The 22,710-nt window shown below is 60.8% G+C and carries 19 protein-coding genes; 10 read left to right on the top strand and 9 right to left on the bottom strand.

The window, feature by feature from the left end; all coding sequences use genetic code 11:
• Positions 1 to 13 precede the first annotated feature (13 nt).
• Genes RDK48_RS06860 through ureG form a run of 5 tightly spaced genes read left to right on the top strand, consistent with a single transcriptional unit; the run spans position 14 to position 4,068 of the window.
• Entirely contained in the window at positions 14 to 355 is a 342-nt protein-coding gene (locus RDK48_RS06860; protein ID WP_298998329.1) for an urease subunit beta, read from the top strand.
• Positions 352 to 2,073, top strand: coding sequence for an urease subunit alpha (gene ureC, locus RDK48_RS06855; RefSeq protein ID WP_298998326.1), 1,722 nt, complete (start codon positions 352 to 354; stop codon positions 2,071 to 2,073). Before RDK48_RS06860 ends, ureC begins: the two co-directional genes overlap by 4 nt.
• Positions 2,074 to 2,094: 21 nt before the next feature.
• Positions 2,095 to 2,538 carry an urease accessory protein UreE gene (gene ureE / locus RDK48_RS06850; protein WP_298998324.1) on the top strand — a complete coding sequence of 148 codons (444 nt, stop codon included), beginning with the start codon at positions 2,095 to 2,097 and terminating at the stop codon, positions 2,536 to 2,538.
• The gene (locus RDK48_RS06845) at positions 2,531 to 3,433 is read left to right on the top strand and encodes an urease accessory protein UreF (RefSeq protein WP_298998320.1); all 903 of its coding nucleotides are present in this window, start codon (positions 2,531 to 2,533) and stop codon (positions 3,431 to 3,433) included. Before ureE ends, RDK48_RS06845 begins: the two co-directional genes overlap by 8 nt.
• A gap of 5 nt (positions 3,434 to 3,438) precedes the next feature.
• The gene (gene ureG, locus RDK48_RS06840) at positions 3,439 to 4,068 is read left to right on the top strand and encodes an urease accessory protein UreG (protein WP_192113505.1); all 630 of its coding nucleotides are present in this window, start codon (positions 3,439 to 3,441) and stop codon (positions 4,066 to 4,068) included.
• A 96-nt stretch (positions 4,069 to 4,164) separates the two neighbouring features.
• On the opposite strand, the gene prfA is transcribed toward ureG, so the two are convergent.
• From prfA to rpmE, 3 genes are all read right to left on the bottom strand, one after another.
• Entirely contained in the window at positions 4,165 to 5,235 is a 1,071-nt protein-coding gene (prfA, locus tag RDK48_RS06835; protein ID WP_298998317.1) for a peptide chain release factor 1, read from the bottom strand.
• Positions 5,236 to 5,366: 131 nt separating this feature from the next.
• Positions 5,367 to 6,281, bottom strand: a complete 915-nt coding sequence (locus RDK48_RS06830) for a DUF1385 domain-containing protein (RefSeq protein ID WP_298998531.1) — start codon at positions 6,279 to 6,281, stop codon at positions 5,367 to 5,369.
• Positions 6,282 to 6,453: 172 nt separating this feature from the next.
• Complete coding sequence (gene rpmE, locus RDK48_RS06825) at positions 6,454 to 6,663, bottom strand: 50S ribosomal protein L31 (RefSeq protein ID WP_022659930.1); 210 nt, start codon at positions 6,661 to 6,663, stop codon at positions 6,454 to 6,456.
• 267 nt (positions 6,664 to 6,930) lie between these two features.
• Here rpmE and RDK48_RS06820 point away from each other — a divergent pair, with 267 nt between their 5' ends.
• Positions 6,931 to 7,707 (top strand): TlyA family RNA methyltransferase, encoded by a 777-nt coding sequence (locus RDK48_RS06820; RefSeq protein WP_308587855.1) that lies wholly within the window; start codon positions 6,931 to 6,933, stop codon positions 7,705 to 7,707.
• Between the two features lie 6 nt (positions 7,708 to 7,713).
• Here the strand turns inward: RDK48_RS06820 and RDK48_RS06815 are convergent, their stop codons facing one another.
• From RDK48_RS06815 to RDK48_RS06790, 6 genes are all read right to left on the bottom strand, one after another.
• On the bottom strand, positions 7,714 to 8,976 hold the full coding sequence (locus RDK48_RS06815; protein ID WP_298998313.1) for a DNA polymerase IV: 1,263 nt from the start codon (positions 8,974 to 8,976) through the stop codon (positions 7,714 to 7,716).
• A gap of 265 nt (positions 8,977 to 9,241) precedes the next feature.
• Positions 9,242 to 10,930, bottom strand: a complete 1,689-nt coding sequence (locus tag RDK48_RS06810) for a cation:proton antiporter (protein ID WP_298998311.1) — start codon at positions 10,928 to 10,930, stop codon at positions 9,242 to 9,244.
• Positions 10,931 to 11,062: 132 nt separating this feature from the next.
• Positions 11,063 to 11,476, bottom strand: a complete 414-nt coding sequence (locus RDK48_RS06805; RefSeq protein WP_022659934.1) for a secondary thiamine-phosphate synthase enzyme YjbQ — start codon at positions 11,474 to 11,476, stop codon at positions 11,063 to 11,065.
• A gap of 7 nt (positions 11,477 to 11,483) precedes the next feature.
• The gene (locus RDK48_RS06800; RefSeq protein WP_298998307.1) at positions 11,484 to 12,671 is read right to left on the bottom strand and encodes an ATP-grasp domain-containing protein; all 1,188 of its coding nucleotides are present in this window, start codon (positions 12,669 to 12,671) and stop codon (positions 11,484 to 11,486) included.
• A complete protein-coding gene (locus RDK48_RS06795) occupies positions 12,668 to 14,002 on the bottom strand; it encodes a homoserine dehydrogenase (protein ID WP_298998304.1) in 1,335 nt (444 codons plus the stop codon). Before RDK48_RS06795 ends, RDK48_RS06800 begins: the two co-directional genes overlap by 4 nt.
• Positions 14,003 to 14,439: 437 nt before the next feature.
• Positions 14,440 to 15,621: an aminotransferase class I/II-fold pyridoxal phosphate-dependent enzyme gene (locus RDK48_RS06790; RefSeq protein WP_022659937.1), complete on the bottom strand. Its 1,182-nt coding sequence runs from the start codon at positions 15,619 to 15,621 to the stop codon at positions 14,440 to 14,442.
• A gap of 332 nt (positions 15,622 to 15,953) precedes the next feature.
• Here RDK48_RS06790 and mtnA point away from each other — a divergent pair, with 332 nt between their 5' ends.
• From mtnA to mgtA, 4 genes are all read left to right on the top strand, one after another.
• Positions 15,954 to 17,042 (top strand): S-methyl-5-thioribose-1-phosphate isomerase, encoded by a 1,089-nt coding sequence (gene mtnA, locus RDK48_RS06785; RefSeq protein ID WP_298998300.1) that lies wholly within the window; start codon positions 15,954 to 15,956, stop codon positions 17,040 to 17,042.
• A gap of 9 nt (positions 17,043 to 17,051) precedes the next feature.
• Positions 17,052 to 19,079, top strand: coding sequence for a TIGR04326 family surface carbohydrate biosynthesis protein (locus RDK48_RS06780; protein WP_298998297.1), 2,028 nt, complete (start codon positions 17,052 to 17,054; stop codon positions 19,077 to 19,079).
• A complete protein-coding gene (locus tag RDK48_RS06775) occupies positions 19,076 to 19,549 on the top strand; it encodes a C-GCAxxG-C-C family (seleno)protein (protein WP_298998295.1) in 474 nt (157 codons plus the stop codon). Before RDK48_RS06780 ends, RDK48_RS06775 begins: the two co-directional genes overlap by 4 nt.
• 274 nt (positions 19,550 to 19,823) lie before the next feature.
• Positions 19,824 to 22,580, top strand: a complete 2,757-nt coding sequence (mgtA, locus tag RDK48_RS06770) for a magnesium-translocating P-type ATPase (RefSeq protein WP_298998293.1) — start codon at positions 19,824 to 19,826, stop codon at positions 22,578 to 22,580.
• Positions 22,581 to 22,710 lie beyond the last annotated feature (130 nt).

Raw genomic sequence — 22,710 nt, 5'->3', positions numbered from 1 at the left:
GCAAGGGGGACGCATGATTCCCGGTGAATTTCATATCGCAGAGGGCGAAATAACCCTCAACGCACTCTCGGAAGGGCACGAAGTGGTGCTGGAAGTTTCCAATACAGGCGACCGGCCCATTCAGGTGGGCTCGCACTACCATTTTTTTGAAGTAAATCCGGCATTGACCTTTGCCCGCGAGTTCGCGCGCGGCATGCGGCTCGACATACCCGCCGGAACCGCCGTGCGCTTTGAGCCGGGGCAAAAACGCGAAGTGCGCCTTGTGCCCTACGCCGGGGCACGGCGCGTGTTTGGCTTTCGCGCCCAGATCATGGGGGCGCTTGATGCCGAAGCCCCCAGGGAGGAAGAAGCATGATCCGCATCCCCAGAAGCCAGTATGCCGAACTCTACGGCCCCACCACGGGCGACCGCATCCGCCTTGCGGACACGGAACTGTGGATAGAAATCGAGCGCGACCACACCGTCTATGGCGATGAAGTCTGCTTTGGCGGCGGCAAGGTCATTCGCGACGGCATGGGCCAGAGCCAGATCAGCAATGCTGACGGCGCTATGGACACCGTCATCACCAATGCCGTCATCATGGATGCGGCGCTGGGCATCATCAAGGCTGATCTTGGCATACGCGACGGCCGCATCGCCGCCATCGGCAAGGCGGGCAACCCCGATGTGCAGCCCGATGTGGACGTGGTCATCGGCCCCGGCACGGAGATCATTGCGGGCGAAGGCTGCCTGCTCACCGCTGGCGGCATGGACTCGCACATCCACTTTATCTGCCCGCAGCAGGTGGAAGAAGCCCTTGCCAGCGGCATCACCACCATGCTTGGCGGCGGCACCGGCCCTGCCACGGGCACCAACGCAACCACCTGCACCCCCGGCCCCTGGCATCTGGAACGCATGCTGGCCGCCACAGACGCCTTGCCCATGAACTTTGGCTTTCTGGGCAAGGGCAATGCCGCCATGCCCGAGGCCCTGCGCGAGCAGCTCGAGGCGGGCGCTTGCGGCCTGAAACTGCACGAAGACTGGGGCACCACCCCGGCTGCCATCGACACCTGCCTTACCGTGGCTGACGAATACGATGTGCAGGTCGCCATCCATACCGACACGCTCAATGAGGCGGGCTTTGTGGAAGACACGCTGGCCGCGTTCCGGGGCCGCACCATCCACACCTACCACACGGAAGGCGCAGGCGGCGGGCACGCGCCCGACATTCTGCGCGCCTGTTCCCTGCCCAACGTGCTGCCCTCGTCCACCAATCCCACCCGGCCCTATACGGTGAACACCGTGGACGAGCATCTGGACATGCTCATGGTTTGCCACCACCTCAATCCCTCCCTGCCCGAAGACGCAGCCTTTGCCGATTCGCGCATCCGGCGCGAAACCATTGCAGCGGAGGATATCTTGCAGGACATGGGCGTTATTTCCATGATCTCGTCCGACTCGCAGGCCATGGGCCGCGTGGGCGAGGTCATCACCCGCGCGTGGCAGACCGCGCACAAGATGAAGGTGCAGCGCGGCCCTCTGCCCGAAGATCGCGGGCGTGGCAACGACAACTTCCGCGTGCGCCGGTATCTGGCCAAGTACACCTGCAACCCCGCCGTTACCCACGGCCTTTCCCACGCCATTGGGGCTGTGGCCCCCGGCCTTCTGGCCGACCTCGTGCTGTGGAAGCCCGCCTTCTTTGGGGTCAAACCCTCGCTGGTCATCAAGGGCGGGCAGATAGCCGCCGCGCCCATGGGCGACGCCAACGCCTCCATCCCCACGCCGCAGCCCATGCACTACCGGCCCATGTTTGGCGCCTTGGGGCAGGCTGCGGCTGCCGCCAGCCTGAGCTTTGTTTCGCGCGCCTTCATGGAAAACGGCGGCGAGGGGCGGCTGCGGGAGCTGGGTCTGCTGCGCGGGCTTTCCGCCTGCCGGGGCACGCGCACCCTGTGCAAGAGCGACCTCCTGCTCAACAGCGCCACCCCGGCTATTGCCGTGAACCCACAAACCTATGAAGTCCGCGCTGACGGCGAGATTCTCACCTGCGCTCCGGCAGAAGTGCTGCCGTTGGCGCAACGTTATTTTTTGTTCTAGGCAACCAACTAAGGAGCGACCATGCTGGAATTTACTGAAAACATGGGGCAGCGCACCAATCTGGAGCCTACGGCCACCCTTACCCTGACATGGGAGCAGCGCGGCAAATGCCGCCAGCGGCTGCGGCTGGACAGCGGCGAAGAAGCTGGCCTGTTTCTCACGCGAGGGCAGGTTTTGCGCGAGGGCGATATTCTGCGCGCCGGGGACGTGCTGGCAATTGTGCGCAACGGCGAGGAACCTGTGGTGACGGGCATTGCCCCCAACTGGGAAACTCTGGCCCGCGCCTGCTATCACCTTGGCAACCGCCACGCCGCCATGCAACTCGGGCACAAGTGGCTGCGCTTCATGCCCGACCACGTGCTTGAAGAACTGGCGGAAAATCTGGGCCTGCGCCTGCGCCGAGAAAATCTGCCCTTTGTGCCTGAGGGCGGAGCCTACGGCGGCCACGGTCACAGTCATGGCTGAATTGGCTGCCGGACTGGCGACTGAGCCGGCATCCGAGCTGCCGCCCCCTGCAAGGGCGCTGGCTGGCGGAACCTGCCTTGCTCAACATGTTCAACAGTGTGCGGCACATGCGCAGGCGGAGGATGCCGCGGGGCAAACCGGGCCGCATGCTGGCCGTGGCTGTAGCCACACGGCATGGAATGGGCCGCAGTTTGGCCTGACAGCCCTGCTCTATCTGGCGGGGCAATCCCTGCCAGTGGGCGGTTTTGCCTGGTCGCAGGGGCTTGCAGCCGCTGTGGAACGGGGGCATGCGGCCACTGCGGAAGGCGTGCGCCGCTGGCTTTGGGGCGTGCTGCGCCTCGGCCTTGCGCGCAACGACCTGCCGCTGCTGCTGCGCATGCACGCGGCGGCATCCAGTGCAGATGCCGATGCGCTGGCCCGCTGGAACGCCCTTATGCTTGCAGGCCGCGAAAGCCGCGAACTGTGGCAGGAAGAAATCCAGATGGGGCGCGCCCTGCGCCGTATTTTGCACGATCAGGGCATGCTGCCGCACTGGCAGCTGCCAGACAAAGCGGGGTACACGGCCTGTTTTGCGGTTGCCGCCGTCATGCTCGGCCAGCACGCCCGTAGCATGGAGCCTTATTGCGATCCTGCCCCGCAGCAGCGCGCCGGGATGGACGCGGCCTGCGCCTATGTGTGGAGCTGGCTGCAAAATCAGGTGGCCGTGGCCTGCAAAACAGTGCCTTTGGGCCAGACCGCCGCGCAAAAACTGTTGCTGGAGTTCATGCCTGCCGTCCCGCAACTGGTGGCTCAGGCAGCGGCCCTGCCCGATGAGGACATCGGCTCCAGCCTCCCCGGCCTCGCCCTGTGCAGCGCCGGACACGAACGACAATACACCCGACTTTTCAGGAGTTGAACGTCATGACCAATAGACCCTGCCTGCGAGTGGGCGTTGGCGGCCCTGTGGGTTCCGGCAAAACGGCCCTCCTGCGCCACCTGTGCATGCGCCTTCGCAAGCACTACAATATGGCTGTCGTCACCAACGACATTTACACCCGTGAAGATGCGGAATTTCTGCTGCGCCACAACGCCCTTGAAGCTGACCGCATCATTGGCGTTGAAACGGGCGGCTGCCCGCACACTGCCATCCGCGAAGACGCTTCCATGAACATTCAGGCCATTGAAGAGCTTCAGGCGCGCCATCCCGGCCTTGAGCTGGTGCTGGTGGAAAGCGGCGGCGACAATCTCTCTGCCACGTTCAGCCCGGAACTGGCCGACCTCACCATCTATGTCATAGACGTGAGCGGCGGGGACAAAATCCCGCGCAAGGGCGGCCCCGGCATCACCAAGTCCGACCTGCTCATCATCAACAAGGTTGACCTCGCGCCCATGGTGCATGCCTCGCTGGACGTGATGGAACGCGACACCCGCCGCATGCGCGGCGAACGCCCCTATGTGCTCACAGAAATGCTTTCCGGTGCCGGCATTGAGGCCGTGATCGCCTTTATCATCCGCGAGGGCATGCTGCGGCTGCCCGATCAGTCAGTATAAGTGCATTTTGTCGCATGGATGCCCGTCATGCAGACGCAAAAAACGCCCGCAAAATTTGCGGGCGTTTTTTGTATCCATATTTAATGCAGGTGGCGATTAATCCGTGGCTGCGGCCTTGAGCGCATCGGCCTGCGCCACCGTGCTCAGGGCTTCAATCAGCGGATCAATTTCGCCTTCCATGATACGATCCAGAGAATACAGGGTCAGGTTGATGCGGTGATCCGTGCAACGCCCCTGCGGGAAATTGTAAGTACGGATGCGCTCGGAACGGTCGCCGGAACCCACCTGCGACTTGCGGTCGGCGGAAATTTCCGAATTATAGCGTTCACGCTCGGCGGCCAGAATGCGTGAGGCAAGCACTTTCATGGCGCGGGCCTTGTTTTTGTGCTGCGAGCGTTCGTCCTGACAGGTCACAACGGTATTGGTGGGCAAGTGCGTGATGCGCACAGCCGATTCCGTCTTGTTGACGTGCTGCCCGCCAGCGCCGGAAGCCCGGTAAATATCGATGCGCAGGTCTTCGGGGCGGATTTCCACGTCCACTTCTTCCGCTTCGGGCATAACAGCCACGGTGGCGGCAGAGGTATGGATGCGGCCTTGGGCTTCTGTGGCGGGCACGCGCTGCACGCGGTGGGTGCCCGCCTCAAACTTGAGGCGGCTGTAAACCTTGTTGCCGCTGATAAGGCAGATAACTTCCTTGAGGCCGCCCGATTCGGAGGGCGATTCGCTCATGAGTTCCACCTTCCAGCCCTTAACTTCGGCGTAGCGCGAGTACATGCGGAACAGGTCGGCGGCAAACAGGGCCGCTTCTTCGCCGCCCGTACCGGCGCGGATTTCAAGAATGGTGTTCTTTTCGTCCAGCGGATCCTTGGGCAGCAGCATGAGCTTGAGCTCCTGCTCCACCTCGGGCAGTTCCTTTTCAATGCGGCGCAGGTCTTCCTGGGCAAGCTCGCGCATTTCGGGGTCTTCATCGCGCAGCAGCTGCTTGTTTTCGGCCTGTTCCTGCAACAGCGCCCTGTGGCGGCGGTATCTTTCAACAATGTCGCGCAGATCGGCATGGGCCTTGGTGAGCTTGCGGTAGTGTTCCTGATCGTTGAACACGTCCGGCTCAGCCAGGGAATGCTCCAGCTCCATGAATTTCTTTTCCAGACCTTCCAATTTGGCGAACATAGGTGTCTCCAACACGCTGTGGGCGGAAAAACGAAAAACGGGCGCGCAGCCATGCCGCAAGCAGCATGCCAGGCAACAAGCCCATGTACAGCATCTGCCGCAAAAGCGGCAGAAAAAGACGGCAATAAGCGCTATTCCGTGGTGTAGCCTACGGTGTGCACCCTCGCGCCATCATCCGGGCCAAGGGCTTCACGCAGGGCCACCACGGCCACCTCAAGCTGGCTTTCGTCAGGCTCATAGGTGGTGAGCCGCTGGAGGGCCAGCCCCGGCGCGCGCAGCACCGTTGCCAGAGGCCCTTCGGGCAGTTTGGCAGCGTAACGTATAAGCTCATAGGCCAGCGCGCTGATGGGCACCATCAGCAACAGCTTGACGCCAATGGTGAGGACATGTTTGGCAACCTCACCCTGCGGCGTGTAAATGCTCAGCATCAGGGGAACCAGCACCGCATGCAGCAATATGGAAATGCTGATGACAAACAGCAAAAACGTGGTTCCGCAACGCGGATGCAGGCGGCTTTTGCCCATGGCGGCGGCAGCGTCCACATCCCCCCCCGCCTCATAGGCGTGGATGGTTTTGTGTTCTGCCCCATGATACTGAAAAACACGGCGGATATCAGGCACATACGAAATTGCCTTGATATACCCCATGAAGATGCAGCACTTGAAAAAACCGTCCCAGAGGTGGAACGAAAGCCCTTCCACATCGCCGCCAAGGTGCGCCCAGAGCATCACCAGCGAGAGCAGGTGCGGCACAACCACAAAAAGACCCACTGCCATCAGCAGGGCCAGAATCAGCGTAAGCACCAGATGCCAGCCGGAGATTTCCTCCTGCTCGCTCTGGGCCACAGCTTCAACCGAGCGGTTGAGCGCCTTGATGCCGTTGACCAGAGTTTCCAGCAGCACAGGAAAGCCCCGCACAAAGGGCTTTTTGAGCCAGGGGCTGCGGGTGAGCGAAAACCAAGGGCAGCGCATGGCACGAATGACGCCATCGGCCTGACGAACCGCCAGCCCGTAGACATCACCGTGACGCATCATCACGCCTTCCATGACGGCCTGCCCGCCCACCGGAGCGCATTCCGCGTTCAAAAGAGCGAGGGCAAGCCGCAACACACCGCTCGCGCGCTTTGCACGCGGGGCGATTTGCTGCGAGCCTGCCCGCCGCGAACTTTCGGGCGTCATGCCAGTGCTGGAGTCCCGGTAAAGGCCCGACCCAAGCTTACTACTGATCAAACTTGGCGTACTTCTTGCGGAAGCGGTCAATACGACCAGCGGTATCAAGAAAACGCTGCTTGCCGGTGAAGAAAGGGTGGCAAGCGGAGCAAACTTCCACGCTAACCTGTTCGCCCTTGGTGGAGAGCACGTGCTCTTCATTGCCGCAGGCGCAGGTGATGGTGGCGTTGAACACTTTGGGATGGATATCATTTTTCATGGCAGCTACCTCGTGAACGCGGCATAATCCAGATTTTTCAGCAATTCGGACGCCCGCGCGTTTTACCCTTGGCGCGGCGCAGTACCGCACAAGGGCAAGCTATATAGCCCTCTTTTACGGCTTTGGCAAGTGCGCCGGACGGGGTTAAGTATAAATTGACTTTCCGCCATCTCATCGGGGGCCAGTTGCACCCCCTTTGCCGTGCCCGGTGCGCAGCAATCGCGGGGCAGTCTTGTGGTTGACGCGGCAAGCAGATATAAGACCCCCATGCCAAAAACACCCAGACAACGCGCCGACCAGCTTGTATTTGAGCAGGGCCTTGCGGAAAGCCGCGAACAGGCCCGCCGCCTTATCATGGCGTGCAAGATCATCCTTGAACAGACGGTCCCCGGTGCGCCGCCGCAGGTTGTGCCCAAGCCGGGGCATCCTTTTGCCGCCGACACGGTCTTTGCCCTGCTGGAGCCGGAACGCTACGTGAGCCGTGGCGCTTACAAGCTTTTGACCATCCTTGAACATTTCAAGCTGGATGTGACCGACTTTGTGTGCCTGGACGCGGGTGCTTCCACCGGTGGTTTTACGGACTGCCTGCTGCAAAGGGGGGCCAAACGCGTCTATGCCGTGGATGTGGGCAAAAATCAGTTGCACGAACGCCTGCGCGCCGACGAAAGGGTGATAAACCTTGAAGGCGTCAACCTGCGCCATGCGGAGCAGAGCCTTATCCCCGAGATGGTTGATCTGGTGGTCGCGGACGTTTCCTTTATTTCGCTCACCCTCGTGCTGCCCTCATGCATGCCCTGGCTCAAACCCGGCGGCATGCTCGCCACGCTCATCAAACCGCAATTTGAGCTTGGCCCTGGCGAAACCGTCAAGGGAGTGGTGCGCGATGAGGCCGCACGCCAGCGCGCGGTGGATAAAATCCTGCTCTTCACCCAGGCCAATTTGGCTCTTGCCTGTCAGGGAGTGCTGCCCGCCGCCATCAAGGGTCCCAAGGGCAATCAGGAATACATGGCTCTGTTTACGCGGCAGGGTCAGGCAAACGCATAAAGCCGCCTATTCTTCACTGTCAGATTCTTTTGTATCCGCCGTGCCTGCATCCCCGGCGCTATCCGGGGTAAGCGCGGCATCTGCCTTTTTTTCCGCAGGCGTAAACAGCCGCCCGCGCTGCACCGCCTTGTTGCCAAAGCGGCTGCGCAGATCGTCCAGCGCGGCATCAAGTTTTTGCCTTCTGGCCTCGACCTGCGGATCCAGACCCTGAGTTGCTGGCTTGACCGCGCCCGGCAAGACCAATTGCGCCACAGGTGCGTCAAAACCTGAAACCCCAAGGCCGATAAGCCGTACAGGCTGCGGCAGGGGCAGCTCGCGCAGCAAGGCGCAGCCCACCTCAAAAATGGTTTCCGTGGCGTTTATGCCCTCCGGCAGGGTGCGCGAACGGGTAACCTGCCTGAAATCCGTATACTTGACCTTGAGCGTCACCGTGCGGCCCCTGTAGCCATGCCGCCGCAACGAGGCCCCCACGCGCTCTGCATGGGCCAGCAGCATGCGCTGCAAAAAATCCCGGTCGCGCGTGTCCTCGGTAAAGGTGCATTCCGCACTTTCGCTTTTTGCGGCGCGCTCGGTTTCTATGCCGCGCGGGTCGCGCCCGTGCACGCGCTCGTACAACACGCCGCCCCACTTGCCGTATTTGCGCAGCATGAAGTCCAGACTGTAGCGGCGCAACTGCCCCACAGTTCTCACACCCAGACCTTGCAGGCTCTCAACCATGCGCTTGCCCACGCCGGGAATCTTGCCCACGGGCAAAGTCGCCAGAAAATCATCCACTTCTTCGGGCCGCAATATGAACATGCCATCGGGCTTGTTGATGTCTGAACATATTTTGGCAAGAAATTTCACCGGCGCGGCCCCGGCGGAGCAGGTGAGCCCGCCCGTAGCCTCGCGCACACGCCCCTTGATGCGCAGAAGCAGTTCTTCCAACGAGCCGAACAGACGTTCAAGGCCTGTGGCATCCACATAAGCCTCATCCACGCTGGCCTGCTCCACAAGGGGCGAAAACTCGCCAAGGGCCGCCATGACCGCCCGCGAAAGCTCGGCATAGCGCGAGTGGCGGCCACGCACCACAATGCCCTGCGGGCAGAGCCTGCGGGCCGTTGCCATGGGCATGGCGGAATGCACCCCAAAAACGCGCGCCTCGTAAGAACAGGTGGAAACCACCCCCCTCTGCTCGCCGCCCACAATAACGGGCTTGCCGCGCAGGGACGGGTCGTCCATCTGCTCTACCGATGCAAAAAAGGCATCCATGTCTATGTGGATGATCATGACAACAATCCGGGCGCTGGTTTCACTATAGCGTATGGGGTTAATTTGATTCGATGCTTATGATTTTTCTTTGCTGTTCACGTTAACGGGCAACAAGTTTCGCGTAATTCATACTTCTCAATAAGCTACATTTAAAAAGATGGATTTTGTCCTCTGGCAAGGAAAAGGCCCGTTTCAGGACAGGGATAGTACATGCTGGTGCAGCCCTGGACTGAAACGGGCCTTTGACGCAGTCAGGGGGAAAAAGACTCTTTTTAAACAAAGACTAGTCGAGGTTTTGGCGAACGCGTTCAAGCTCCGTCTGCACATACGCTTCCGGCGCTCCCGCCGAACGCAGCAAGTACTCCGCCATGGCCAATGCAACTTCACGCTCGCCGCTGAACACAGCATCCACGCCTTTCTCGCGCAGGGAGCGGGCCTCGCTCACAAAAGCTGTGTGCGCCAGAATGCGCGCATGCGGATTCACCGCGCGCGCTATGGGCGTCACTTCGCCAGCAGGGATACTGGGGGTTGTCAGCAGCAGTGCCTCGGCCTTTTCCAGGCCAGCTTCGCGCAGCACTTCGGCCTGCATGGCATCGCCGTGCACCACGGGTACCCCTTCGCTGCGCAAAAGCCGCACAGTGTCGATATTCATTTCCACAACCACGGGCAGCATGCGGCTGTCCTGCAAAATGCGGCAGCAACTGCGGCCAACGGGGCCGTAGCCCACCACAACCACCCGCCCGCGGGTGCCTTCGTCCGGCACGATCAGACAGGCCGAAGGTTCGGCAACGTTGCCGCGCTTGCGCTTCTCCCACCACAGCCCCAGATCCTTGGCCTTGCGGTACAGCATGGGGTTGAACGTGATGGAAATGATGGCCGCAGGAATGAGCGCATTGTTCACCCTCTGGTCAAAAACCCCAAGGCTGATGCCAAGACCCGCAAGAATAAAAGTAAATTCACCCACCTGTGACAGGGAGGCGGCCACGGGCAGCCCCAGCTTGAGAGGCTTGCGGAACAAACTTGTCATCAGCAGCGCCCCAAGGGGCTTCACAATCATGATGACAAAGAGGGTCGCCAGCATGAGGGGCCAGTCCTGCGCCAGCGAGGCGGGATCAAAGAGCATGCCCACAGACACAAAAAACAGCACGGCAAAGGCATCGCGCAGGGGCAGGGCTTCGGCGGCGGCACGGGCGCTGAACTCGGACTGTCCCACAACCATGCCAGCCAAAAAAGCGCCAAGCGCCATGGACGCCCCAAAAAACTCCGCCGCCGCCACGGCAATGCCAAGGGCCAGAGCCAGCACCGCAAGGGTAAACAGATCGCGGGTTCCCGTGCGGGCCACGTAGCCCAGAAACAACGGGATAAGCTTTTGCCCGGCCACAAGCGTAAACACGGAGAGCGCCGCCAGTTTGAGCAGGGTCATGCCCAGGGCGCTCCAGAATTCGCCGCCCGGAGAAAGAACCGAAGGCAGGAGCACAAGCAGCAGGATGGTAAAGATATCTTCCACCACCAGCCAGCCCAGGGCCACATGCCCGGTGGTATTGTGCAGGTCATGGTTATCGGCAAGTACACGGGTAAGCACCACGGTGCTGGCAACAGAAATAGCCATGCCATAGACCGCGCCGGACAACAGATCAAAGCCGAAAAAATGCAACAGCCCCATGCTTGCCAGCGTTGCCAGCGATATCTGCGCCGCTGCGCCGCCAGTGGCAATGGCCCCCACGGCCAGCAGATCCTTGAGGTGAAAATGCAGGCCCACGCCAAACATCAGCAGGATAACGCCGATCTCCGCGCACTGGGCCGCCGTGGACGCATCGGCCACAAAGCCGGGGGAGTGCGGGCCTACGATGATGCCTGCGAGCAGATAGCCCACAAGCGGGGAAAGGCGCAGTTTCTGCGTGATAAAACCAAGAACCAGGGCGGCGGAAAGCCCCCCGGCAAGCGTAAGAATAAGATCTACGTCATGGGGCATGGATTGTGCTCCTTTGAGGCCATGAAAAGGCAGGCCGCAAACAGCTGAATGCCCGCTCTAGAGCAGTTAACTCATTCCATTCGTTAACAGCTCCGCAAGGATTTTCCTGAAAAATCCTTGCCACGAAATGCTCTAGTCGTCGGACTTCAGCCATTGCAGCCACAGGTTGCGTCGGCGGGGGCCGTCGCCCTCGCACAGGTAAACAGATTGCCAGGTGCCAAGGCACAGTTCGCCCTTCTCCACAATCAGCAGAAGGGATGGCCCATGCAGGGTGGTTTTTATGTGGGCATCACTGTTGCCCTCAGCGTGGCGGTAATCGCCATGCTCCGGGGCAAGGCGGCTGAAAAAGGCCAGCATGTCGCGCCGCACGTCAGGGTCTGCGCCTTCGTTGACAGTGAGGCCGCAGGTGGTGTGCGGGCAAAACAGAGCCAGAGCGCCGCTCTGCCAGCGGCCATCTGCGGCCTTGCGACGCACCAGCGAGCGTAGCTCCGCCGTGATGTCGACCATCTCGCAACGGCTGCGGGTGCTTATTTCAAGAGTTTCCACGGCTGCCTCAACTTGTGAATTCCAGCAGGTCGGAGCGGGCTATGCGGTCCAGCTCTTCACGCTGGTTTTCCGGCGTTTCGGTAAAGAGAAAACCAAACAGCCCGTAGCGCGTGAAATCGCTTTTGCGCACATGCAGCACACGGGCAAAGCCCCGGCTCAATGCCTCGTAATCAAAGTTGCGCACGGGCGGGCAGTTTTCCGGCTTGTTCAGCACAATGAGGGTGTAGAGCTTGCCTTCGCGCCCTGCCAGAGCCTTGTCCCAATCGGGCCGCCGCCCTTCCAGAAAGCAGCCGTAGGTGTGGAAGCCCCAGGAAAACAGGGTGACGTCCGTGCAGCACCAGCCCGCAAAACGCAGGGCATTGAATTCTATGGGCCGTATACGTCCCTGGGCATCACGCCGCAGCTCCACATGGGTGGGAAAATTCCGCAGACCCAGCAAGGAGTTAACCTTGTTGAACCATGCCTCGAACTCCGCAAGGTGTGAGCGTACCACAGAAGCGCCCGTGTAGTACAGGCGGTCGCTCACGTCCGAAGCGGAAGCAAATTCGTGCCGCAGGATGTTGCAGATCACGGCCTGCCCCTGTGCGTCAAAGTACACATCCACGGCGTATTCATCGCCGTCAATGTATTCCTCGATGAGCCAGTCCTCGCTGTCCACCACGCTGTCTGGATACTGCTCGCGCCAGTGCGTTGCTTCCTGCTCAATGGCGGCAAGGGCGGCCTGCCAGTCTTCGCGGGTGCGCACAATGCGCACGCCCAGGCTGAAAAAGCCCACAGAAGGCTTGACCACGCAGGGCAGGCGCAGTTCTTCAAAAGGCAGGTGGCGCAGGGCATCAAGGCTGAGTCTGCGATAGAAATAATCATCGTAGAGGGGGCGCAGCAACTCGCGGGTCCTGGCCTTGTTCTTGAGCTTTTCAATGCCGCTGACAAGCTCGGCATTGTCCACATGGTCGCAAACCCAGGCCAGGGAATTTTCCGAGCAGGTATAAATGCGCGGGGGCGCGCAGTCCGGGCAGGGCTTCCGGCACTGGGCCGCAAATTCCGCTTCCGGCATGAGGTTCAGGGGCGCTGCGCCAGAAAGCGCGCGGGCGCGGGACAAGTCCCGCGCCACAGCATTGTCGAGCACCGGTTCCCGCCGGGCTGCCGCGTAGTCGAGCAGCTCTGGCGAGACATATGGTTCATCAAAAATTATCATGCTCCTCCCAACACGCGGAAGTACACCGCGGGTTCCTTGAGCAGGCCAGCGTCCATGGTGCGCTGGAGTGCGTCGCTCATGGCGCGGGCCGTGGTTTCGTGGGTCATGAAGACCAGCGGCACGCCGTTGCCTTCATCGCTCTTCTGGATAACCTGAGCCATGCTGATGCCCTCGGCGGCCATGCAGCCCGAAAGATCGCGCAGCACGCCGGGGGTGTCCTGCACCATGACGCGCACGTAGTAGCACGAGCGCCATTCTTCCGGCGGCACGATGGAGGCCTTGGGCAGTTCCTTGCCCACAAAGCCGGTGTTGTTGGGGCGTTCATCGCGGGCAACGGCCAGCAGATCGCCCAGCACGGCCCCGGCTGTGGGCAGATCGCCCGCGCCGCGCCCGTGGAAAAACAGCGGGCCGGAAGCGTTGGCGTCCACCCGAACGGCGTTGTACACGCCGCCCACGCGGGCCAGCAAAAATTTGTGGTACACAAGGGCGGGGAACACCCCGGCCTCAAGCCGGATGTTGCCTTCACCCTCAGAGCCCTCGGCGCCGGGCACCTCGCGCACCTGACCAATGAGCTTGATACGGTAGCCAAATTCGCGCGCAAGGCGGATATCCATGCCAGAAAGCCCGCGAATGCCGCGCACCGAAAGGGCCGTGTAGGGATAGTGCACCCCGTAGGCCAGACGGATAAGCAGAATAAGCTTGTGGGCGGCATCGTGACCATCAATGTCCAGCGTGGGATCGGCCTCGGCATAGCCCAGCTGCTGGGCCTGCTTGAGCGCAACGTCAAAATCCATGCCGTTGCTGGTCATTTCAGACAAAATATAGTTGCTGGTGCCGTTGAGAATGCCCATGAGCGATTCAATCCGGTTGCCCGTGAGGCTTTCCTTCAGCGTTTCCACAATGGGGATGGCCCCGGCCACGCTGGCTTCGTAGCGCAGAATGCGCTTTTTGCGGTCAGCCTTCTGGAACAGGGCCAGACCTTCCTCAGCCAGCAGGGCCTTGTTGGCGGTGACGATGTGTTTGCCCTGATCAAGGGCGCGGTCGATGATGGTGCGGGCATTGTCGATGCCGCCGATCAGTTCCACCAGCACGTCAATTTCAGGATCATCGGTAAGCGCGCGGTAATCGGTGGTAAGCTCGGTTCCGGCTGGCAACTGGGCGCTGCGGGCCTTGGTGGCGTTGCGCACAAGCACCTTTTTGAGCACGATATCGCGCCCGCAACGGCGGCGAATGAGATCGGCGTTTTCGTCAAGCAGACGCACAAGGCCGCCGCCCACGGTGCCGAATCCGGCAAGGCCCACTACCAGGGGTTTATCGCTGTTCTTTGTCATGTCGCCTCCGAATCTGCTGCCTAACCCCGGTCTGTCCGCCGCGGGCCTGCGCGGTTGTTGGCCATGTGCGGCCTTATGGTTGCTGCGGCGGGGCCGGAAAACCTCCCGACCCCGCCGATTTCAGTAATTCTGACCTCGCTTCTTACCGTCCGAAAAAACGGCTTTTGAAAGCGAGTTTTTGTTCCCTGGCAAGAAAACGACCCGTTTCAGGCCAGGGATGGTACATGCTGGTGCAGACCTGGACTGAAACGGGCCGTTGACGCTGTCCAGGGGGCAAAAGATACTTTCAAAACCTGTTTTGCCATCCTGCGAATTTTTGCCTTCCGGCAAGGAAGGCGGGCTTTTTATGCAGGGGGTGTACTCTGATGGTACTCGACCGGAATAAAAAGACCGCCTGACGCCGCCGGAAGCAAAAAGGCGCGGAGGGCGAAACAGGTTTAGTCGGAGACGCCCGACAACAACCGCCGCATACTGCTAATAGCCTGCCGCGTGCGTTGATCGTTTTCAATCAGGGCAAAACGCACGTATTCGTCGCCGTAGGAGCCGAAGCCCAGACCAGGCGAAACGGCCACGTGGGCCTCCTGCAACAGCAGCTTGGAAAATTCCACGGAGCCCATCTTGCGGAAGGGTTCGGGAATGTGCGCCCACACAAACATGGTCGCCTTGGGCGAAGGCGTTTCCCAGCCGATGCGGTTCAGGCCTTCGATGAGGCGGTCACGCCGTTCCTGATACACGTCGCGGATCTGGTGCACACAGTCTTCGGGGCCGTTGAGGGCCACGGTGGAGGCAATCTGGATGGGCTGGAACATGCCGTAATCCAGATAGCTCTTGATGCGCGCCAGGGCATGGATAAGATCCTTGTTGCCCACGGCAAAACCCACGCGCCAGCCGGGCATGGAATAGCTCTTGGACAGGGAGTAGAATTCCACGCCCACATCCTTGGCGCCCTTGGCCTGCAAAAAGCTGGGGGCCTTGTAGCCGTCAAAAACCAGATCGGCGTAAGCCAGATCATGCACGACCCAGATGTGGTTTTCCTTGGCGAAGTCCACAATCTTCTGGAAGAATTCCAGATCCGTCACTTCGGTGGTGGGGTTGTGCGGATAGCAGATGAAAAGCACCTTGGGCTTGGGCCAGGCCTGACGCATGGCGGCCTCAAGGTCTTCAAAAAAGTTGCGGCCAGGGCCGATGGGCACGCTGCGCACGTCCGCGCCTGCAATGATGGGCGCGTACTTGTGGATGGGGTAAGTCGGGTCGGGTGCGAGCACCACATCGCCGGGCTCAAGAATAGCCAGCGAAAGGTGGGCCAGGCCTTCCTTGGAACCCAGGGTCACGATGGCTTCGCTGTCAGGGTCGAGCTGCACGCCGTAGTGGCGGGCATAGCGATCACAGATGGCTTTGCGCAGGTTCGGAATACCGCGCGAAAGCGAGTAGCGGTGGTTCACCGGCTTCTGTGCTGCCTCAACAAGCTTTTCGACGATGGGTGCGGGCGTTGCGATGTCCGGATTGCCCATGCTGAAGTCCACGATGTCGATATTCTGCCGACGCAGCCGCATTTTGAGGTCTCCCACCACCGCAAAAACATAGGGGGGGAGGCGGCGAATCCGCGAAAACTCTTCCATGTCTGATAGCTCCTAAGTTGATCGACATGCAGTCTGTCCCATGCGCTCGCAACAGGTCACGCCCGCACCATGCAGGCATGGACTCCACCCTGCCGCGCAGCCCCACAGGAAGCCAGTGCGTTTACCGGGCGCTCACATCGCGCCGGAAACGATTTTGTCAAGCCGCAGCATAGCCAGCCGCGCGCCTGTTTGTAAAGCATTGCGGGCCGCAGAACCTCTTGATGGGGCATGTTTTTTATATGGTTTACGGCGGAATGCCGCCAACTGCGCTTTGCCTTCAGCGCATAGTTGTGTATCCTTGATAAATATCTCGAATCCTGCGGAGGCAAACCATGGAAGATCATATTCGCTTTGACAGGCAAAATCTTGCGCTGCACCTGCTTGACCAGCGCTTGCTGCCAGAGCAGGAAACTGAAGTGATCTGCCGTAATACAGACGACATTGTATCGGCGTTACAAACCATGGTTGTGCGCGGGGCTCCGGCCATTGGCGTCACTGCGGCCTGGGGCTGCGCCCTTGCGCTGAACGAAACCAGCGGCCCCGGCTGGGCCACCCAGCTTGAAGAACTGCTCGACCGCATTGCCAATGCCCGCCCCACCGCCGTAAACTTGCGCTGGGCCGTTGAACGCATGCGCAGATGCTGGTGGAAGGTCATGAACAGCGGACGCGGCGACCGCGCCCCCCTGCTCGCGGCCTTTCTTGACGAGGCCGCCAGAATGCAGGCCGAAGATGTGGAAGCATGCAAGACTCTGGGCCGTTTTGGCGCGGATTGCCTGAAAGACGGCGACACCGTGCTCACCCACTGCAATGCTGGCGCCCTGGCCACTGCGGGCTATGGCACGGCGCTTGGGGTTATCCGCGGTGCTGTGGAGCAGGGCAAACGCATCAAGGTTATTGCCGATGAAACACGGCCCTTCCTCCAGGGCGCGCGCCTCACGGCCTGGGAACTGCACAAGGACAATATCCCCGTTACCGTTGCCTGCGACAATGCCTGCGCGCTGCTCATGAGCAAGGGGCTCGTGCAGTCTGTGGTGGTGGGGGCCGACCGCATTGCCGCCAACGGCGACGCGGCCAACAAGATCGGCACCTATGGCGTTGCCCTGCTGGCAAAGCACTTCAATATTCCCTTCTACGTGGCTGCCCCGCTCTCCACAATTGACCCCACAACATCCGACGGCAGCGGCATTCCCATTGAACAGCGCCCGGAACGCGAGGTCACCCATGTGGGTGATACGCGCCTGACACCCGCAGATGTGCCCGTGTACAATTTTGCCTTTGACGTAACCCCCGCAGAGCTTATCACTGGCATCATCACCGAAAAAGGCGTGTTGCAGCCGCCCTACGGCCTTGCCATCTGGGCAGCCCTCAACGAGGCCAGCGCCGCGCCCGAAGCAGAAGACGCCGGGATTAAGGAGCGCTAGGGGTTCAGCATGAAAGAGCTTGTTCTTGTCATAGGCCCGATGCTGCCGGATGCGGCGCGCGCGCTGTGCACGGCCCCGGGCTACAGCCCCAACGGCAAGGCCGAAACAGAGTCGGGTCAGGCCCTGCCCCAACGGCTTGTTGCGCACTGGGACGGATGGGAAGCGCCCAGTGGCGAAATTTCGCTGTCTGCGCGCCTGCGCGATGAACTGACGACCATCCGTGCCGAGCATATGGCCTGGGCGCACGATTTGGGACGCATGCGCGTTGGCGGGCGCGAGGTGCAGCAGCATCTGCGTTGCGGCGAAAAACTCTCCATGTGGTGGTGTTCGCTGCTGTACGAGCGCCATCCCAAGATGACGCCCGGGCTCTACACTGTTTACAAGCTGCGCACCCTTGAGCGCCTCATGGACGAGGGCGGATTTGCCTCCCTGCGCGTTTTTGGCGGGGATGAAGACCTGCGCGGCGCGCTTGCGCGCATGTGCAAATCTGGCCACAGGCTGTTTGCAGAATGCAGCGAAGCTCCGGTTCCGCTTGAGCCAGCCCGCAGTCTGCTGCGCAAGGTTTATGACGCAACGCCTCCCCCCTTGCGCGCGCTGGCCCGCTACGCCCACTGGTGGTGGACTGTACGCCGCCACCTGCCGCCTTTTTCAGCCAAAAACCCGCTGCCGCCCGCTCAGGGGCAGGCTGCCACCATCGCCACCTACTTTCCCAATGTGGACATGAAGGCTGCGGAAAATGGCCGCTATCGTTCCCGCTACTGGGAGAGCCTGCACGATGCGCTGAACGCCACCGCCGATGCGGAGGCGCAAGAACATGGGAACGCCGGGGAGCATGCCCAGACCGCCGGGCACTTTGTGCGCTGGCTTTTCATCCGCTTTCCTGCGCCCCAGCTCAGTCTGGCCCAGTGTATTGCCCTGCGCGACCGCTTTCGCCGTGAAGGCAGGGACGGCGCGAGCTTCCATTATCTTGAAGAATTTCTGACCACAGGCGACCTCATAGCCGCCCTGTTCCGCTACGCGCGCCTGTGCCTTGCCAGCCTGCGGCTGGAAAAAGAAGCCCGCGCGGCCTTTCATTTTACAGGCTCGCAGCTTGATTTCTGGACCTACCTCGGCCCCTACTGGGCGGAATCGTTCCGGGGCTGGCGCTGCCTTGAACGCTGCCTGCAACACCGGGCATTCAAGCGGTATGCCGCCATGGCAGGCCCGCAGCGCTGGACGCTCTTCCCGCTGGAGAACTGCCCGTGGGAACGCATGCTCACGCAGACCATGCACGAGGCGGACAACGGCCCCGTCATCGGCGCGCAGCATTCCACCATTCGGCCCACAGACTTTCGTTATTTTGACGACCCGCGCACCTTTACGGGAGAACTGGCCGCTTTCCAGCCCGACATGGTGCGGGGCAACGGGCAATCCGCGTGCTCGCAGTGGCGCGAGGCAGGCGTGCCCGCCGAGCGGCTGGGCGAAGTGGAAGCTCTGCGTTACCTCTATCTGGCCGACAAAGATGCGCAAAAGGCCAGCGTTGCTGCGGGCCATGATTCCACGCCTGCTCCCCGGCGTCTGCTGGCTGTAACCAGCTTTTTTGCTGACGAAACCGAGGCCCATCTGGCTCTGCTTGCCCGTTCGCTGCATGCAGGCCTGCTTGACGGCTGGGAAATCCGCGTAAAGCCGCACCCCTACCTGCCCGTTCAGGAAAGACTGAACGCCTTGCTGGGTCGCCGTGCGCAGGACGTGCAAGTTGTGGATGGCCCCATTGCCGACCAGCTTGCTCCCGGCGTGGTGGTCTGGGCCTCCAACTCCACCACTGTGGCGCTTGAAGCCGCCATCAAGGGGCTGCCCGTCGTGGCCATGCTGCCCACAGACGACTTTGACCTCTGCCCCCTGCAAGATGTAGCCAGCCTGCCGCGCACCGGCAGCGTGGACGATGTGGCCAGTGCGCTGCAAACTGCGGCGCCTCTGCACCTTCCACCTGAATATCTTGACCTGAACGTCTATCTTCCCAGATGGAAAACACTGCTGCACCTGAGAGGAAAACCATGAGTACGCATGACAGAGTGGCCGCCCTGGTGCGCCACTATTATTGGGACAGAGATCTCAATTGCGCCCGCACGACCCTGCGTTGTCTGGAAAACACACTCCAGGAACCGCTGCACCCGCAGATTTACACTGCCACCGTAGGTTGCCACGGAGCTGGCGGCACAGGCGGACAGTGCGGGCTTGTGGAGGGCGGCTTGCTGCTTATCGGCCTGCGCGGCGCGGAGCTGGGCAAGGAAGAATCCGAAATCGTTGATCTGTGCGCACAGTTTGCAGCCCAGTTTATTGACCGTTTCGGCAGCCTCTCCTGTAAGGATTTGCGGCCCGGCGGCATCCACCCCAATGACCCGCCACATCTGTGCGAATCCGTTTCAGTAGACGCCATATGTTTTTTGCATGACTTTCTTGACGAAATGACACATTCCGCCGAGCCCAACCGCAGAAAACATGGATTTAGCGCCGACACGGCAGAATAGGCTTCCGTTTTCCCCCTTTGACAATAATGTCCGGAGCGAATAGGTTCCGCGCGGATGGCCCGTTGCGGCCATACTCTTTTTATGTGTCTGCCCTCTGGCAGGCGGTCACCCTCAACCCTATGGAAGGAGCTTCCTACATGCCGTCCGACAGTTGCCACAGTTCCCCTTCGGAACCTGACAGTTTACGTCGCACCACTCTTTCCACGCCATTCCGTTCCCGTAGCTGAAAATCTTCCTGCGGGTAACGCGTTGCGCGTGCTCCCAGGAGGATTTTATGGTTCTGCGCTCTTTTTTGCCGCACGGCCTTGTTGTGCCGTTTGCCCGTTTTTTTGGCCGCAAAGGCCCCGCCGCACATACCGTCAGTACTGAACTGGTCCGTCAGGCTACAACCCGCCTGCTTGATGCCGCGCGCGTTGAGCCGGACGAAGCATTGCAGACGTTTAACTCCTCACCCGATGGCCTTTCCCGCCATCAGGTGCATGAGATGCGCCATCAGTACGGTGCCAATATCCTTGCCGCCAAGGGCAGGGACAGCCTGCCCAAACGCCTGTTCACCTCGTTTATCAATCCCTTCAGCGTTGTGCTCCTGCTGCTGGCCTGCATTTCTTTCTTTACCGACTATCTGCTTGTAACCGCCGGAGAAAAAGACCTCACCGCCGTTATTATCGTGATGGTCATGGTCTGCATCAGCGGCGTGCTCCATTTCGTGCAGGAGGCCCGCTCCGGCAATGCCGTGGCCCGTCTTGAATCGCTGGTCAAAACCACCATTGAAGTGGTGCGCGAGGGCGAAGGCAAGGAACTGCCCATCAATTCGCTGGTGGTGGGCGATGTGGTGCGCCTGGCCGCAGGCGACATGATCCCCGCCGACATGCGGATCCTGCGGGCAAAGGATCTTTTTGTCAGTCAGTCTTCCCTCACTGGCGAGAGCGAACCGGTGGAAAAGTTCCCCCATGCCCTGCCCGCCGACACTGCCGCCGCCTCGCCCCTTGATTGCGACAATCTGGCCTTCATGGGCAGCAACGTTGTCAGCGGCGCGGCCTACGGCCTTGTGCTGGCTGTGGGCGGAGCGTCGCTTTTCGGCTCTCTGGCGCGCCAGATTGCTGCAACCACTACACCCACCAGCTTTGACAAAGGCGTGAACTCCGTTTCCTGGCTGCTTTTGCGGTTCATGATCTGCATGGCCCCGGTGGTGCTTTTTATCAACGGCTTCACCAAGGGCGACTGGGTGGAAGCCGCATTGTTTGCCCTTTCCGTCGCCGTGGGTCTTACGCCCGAGATGCTGCCCACCGTGGTATCCGCCAATCTGGTGCGCGGGGCCGTGTTTATGGCCCGCAAAAAGGTTATTGCCCGCCGCCTCAACGCCATCCAGAACCTTGGGGCCATGGATGTGCTGTGTACCGACAAGACGGGTACCCTCACGCAAGACAGGATTGTGCTTGAGTATTCGCTCGACATTCATGGCACGGAAGACGCCCGAGTGCTGCGCCACGCCTTTTTGAACAGCTGGTTCCAGACCGGCCTCAAAAACCTGCTGGACGCCGCCATCGTCAACCACGCCGATGAACTGAGCATGCAGCCCCTACGCAAGGAATACAGCCTTGTGGACGAAATGCCCTTTGATTTCAGCCGCCGCCGTATGAGCGTTGTGGTGGCCGACACCACGGGCAAAACCCAGATCATCACCAAGGGCGCGCTAGAAGAAATGCTCACCGTATGCGCCTATGCCGAATATCACGGGCAGGTCGAACCGCTCACGTCTGAACTCCAGGCGGAAATACTGGAGCGCGTGCGCCGTTACAACAACGACGGCATGCGCGTGGTGGGCGTGGCGCACAAAACCATGTCCGCACCGGGCGGCGTTTTCTCTGTGGCGGACGAAAAAGATATGGTGTTGCTGGGCTATCTGGCCTTTCTTGATCCGCCCAAGGATTCCGCATCAAAGGCTCTGGCCGCGCTCAACGAACACGGCGTGCGCGTAAAAGTGCTGACAGGCGACAACGATGCCGTTACCCGTAGCGTATGCCGTCAGGTGGGGCTGCCGGGGAAAAACATCCTGCTGGGCGCAGAAATTGAAGAGATGGACGACGAGGCCCTGAAAATCGCCGTTGAACAGGCCGACATTTTCGCCAAGCTCAGCCCTCGCCAGAAGGCCCGCATTGTGACCTGCCTGCGCGGCAACGGCCATGTGGTGGGCTTTATGGGCGACGGCATCAACGATGCCCCTGCCATGAAGAATGCCGATGTGGGTATTTCCGTAGATTCCGCCGTGGACGTGGCGCGGGAATCCGCAGGCGTCATCCTGCTGGAAAAAGACCTCACCGTACTTGAGGCCGGGGTGATGGAAGGCCGCCGCACCTATGCAAATATAATCAAATACATCAAGATTACGGTCAGTTCCAACTTCGGCAACATGTTCTCCGTGCTGGCGGCCAGCGTGTTTCTGCCGTTCTTGCCCATGACGCCCCTGCAGATTCTGGTGCTCAACCTGCTCTACGATGTCTCCTGCACGGCCATGCCCTGGGACAATGTGGACGAGGACTTTTTGCGCAAGCCCCGCAACTGGGACACGGACAGCATCCGCAGGTTTATGTTCTGGCTCGGGCCTACCAGCTCGGTCTTTGACCTCACAACCTACGCCCTGCTGTTCTGGGTGATCTGCCCTGCCGTGGTGCCCATGCCCGCAGGCGGCTGGCAAGCCATGAGCAGTACCGATCAGGCGAGCTTTGCCGCCCTGTTTCAGGCGGGCTGGTTTGTGGAATCGCTGTGGACGCAGACCATGGTCATTCACATGCTGCGCACCCCGGGCATTCCCCTGCTGCACAGCCGCGCCGCATGGCAGGTGACCCTGCTCACGGGCCTTGGCGTTGCTGTGGGCACAGCCATTCCCTTCACCGCTCTGGGTCAGGGGCTGGACATGGGCGCGTTGCCCGCCAGCTACTTTCCCTGGCTGGCTGCGGTGCTTGCGGGTTATCTGACCCTGGCCACGCTGGTAAAGGGAGCCTTTATGCGCCGCTACAACACATGGTTATAACAAGAACTGCGGTCAGGAGGCTGGTTTCCAACCTCCTGGCCGCAGCACGAAAAGAAGCCGGAACTATCTGATTTTTGCATTGTCCTTTGCTCTCAGGCAAAGCTTTCTGATGCAGCCAGCGGGCAAAAGA

Source organism: uncultured Desulfovibrio sp. (assembly GCF_902477725.1).
In the GTDB taxonomy this organism is placed as follows: domain Bacteria; phylum Desulfobacterota; class Desulfovibrionia; order Desulfovibrionales; family Desulfovibrionaceae; genus Desulfovibrio.
The sequence above is the reverse complement of the archived record's forward strand: the minus strand, read 5'-3'. Positions and strand labels throughout refer to the sequence as shown.

Bases quoted from the DNA above. Each gene is read 5' to 3' on its own strand.
- RDK48_RS06810 (WP_298998311.1), bottom strand. From the start codon at position 10,930: ATGCCCCATGACGTAGATCTTATTCTTACGCTTGCCGGGGGGCTTTCC.
- RDK48_RS06780 (WP_298998297.1), top strand. From the start codon at position 17,052: ATGAAAGAGCTTGTTCTTGTCATAGGCCCGATGCTGCCGGATGCGGCG.
- RDK48_RS06845 (WP_298998320.1), top strand. From the start codon at position 2,531: ATGGCTGAATTGGCTGCCGGACTGGCGACTGAGCCGGCATCCGAGCTG.
- ureC (WP_298998326.1), top strand. From the start codon at position 352: ATGATCCGCATCCCCAGAAGCCAGTATGCCGAACTCTACGGCCCCACC.
- RDK48_RS06800 (WP_298998307.1), bottom strand. From the start codon at position 12,671: ATGATAATTTTTGATGAACCATATGTCTCGCCAGAGCTGCTCGACTAC.
- mgtA (WP_298998293.1), top strand. From the start codon at position 19,824: ATGGTTCTGCGCTCTTTTTTGCCGCACGGCCTTGTTGTGCCGTTTGCC.
- RDK48_RS06820 (WP_308587855.1), top strand. From the start codon at position 6,931: ATGCCAAAAACACCCAGACAACGCGCCGACCAGCTTGTATTTGAGCAG.
- RDK48_RS06830 (WP_298998531.1), bottom strand. From the start codon at position 6,281: ATGGAAGGCGTGATGATGCGTCACGGTGATGTCTACGGGCTGGCGGTT.
- RDK48_RS06775 (WP_298998295.1), top strand. From the start codon at position 19,076: ATGAGTACGCATGACAGAGTGGCCGCCCTGGTGCGCCACTATTATTGG.
- mtnA (WP_298998300.1), top strand. From the start codon at position 15,954: ATGGAAGATCATATTCGCTTTGACAGGCAAAATCTTGCGCTGCACCTG.
- ureG (WP_192113505.1), top strand. From the start codon at position 3,439: ATGACCAATAGACCCTGCCTGCGAGTGGGCGTTGGCGGCCCTGTGGGT.
- RDK48_RS06860 (WP_298998329.1), top strand. From the start codon at position 14: ATGATTCCCGGTGAATTTCATATCGCAGAGGGCGAAATAACCCTCAAC.
- ureE (WP_298998324.1), top strand. From the start codon at position 2,095: ATGCTGGAATTTACTGAAAACATGGGGCAGCGCACCAATCTGGAGCCT.
- RDK48_RS06795 (WP_298998304.1), bottom strand. From the start codon at position 14,002: ATGACAAAGAACAGCGATAAACCCCTGGTAGTGGGCCTTGCCGGATTC.
- rpmE (WP_022659930.1), bottom strand. From the start codon at position 6,663: ATGAAAAATGATATCCATCCCAAAGTGTTCAACGCCACCATCACCTGC.
- RDK48_RS06815 (WP_298998313.1), bottom strand. From the start codon at position 8,976: ATGATCATCCACATAGACATGGATGCCTTTTTTGCATCGGTAGAGCAG.
- RDK48_RS06790 (WP_022659937.1), bottom strand. From the start codon at position 15,621: ATGGAAGAGTTTTCGCGGATTCGCCGCCTCCCCCCCTATGTTTTTGCG.
- prfA (WP_298998317.1), bottom strand. From the start codon at position 5,235: ATGTTCGCCAAATTGGAAGGTCTGGAAAAGAAATTCATGGAGCTGGAG.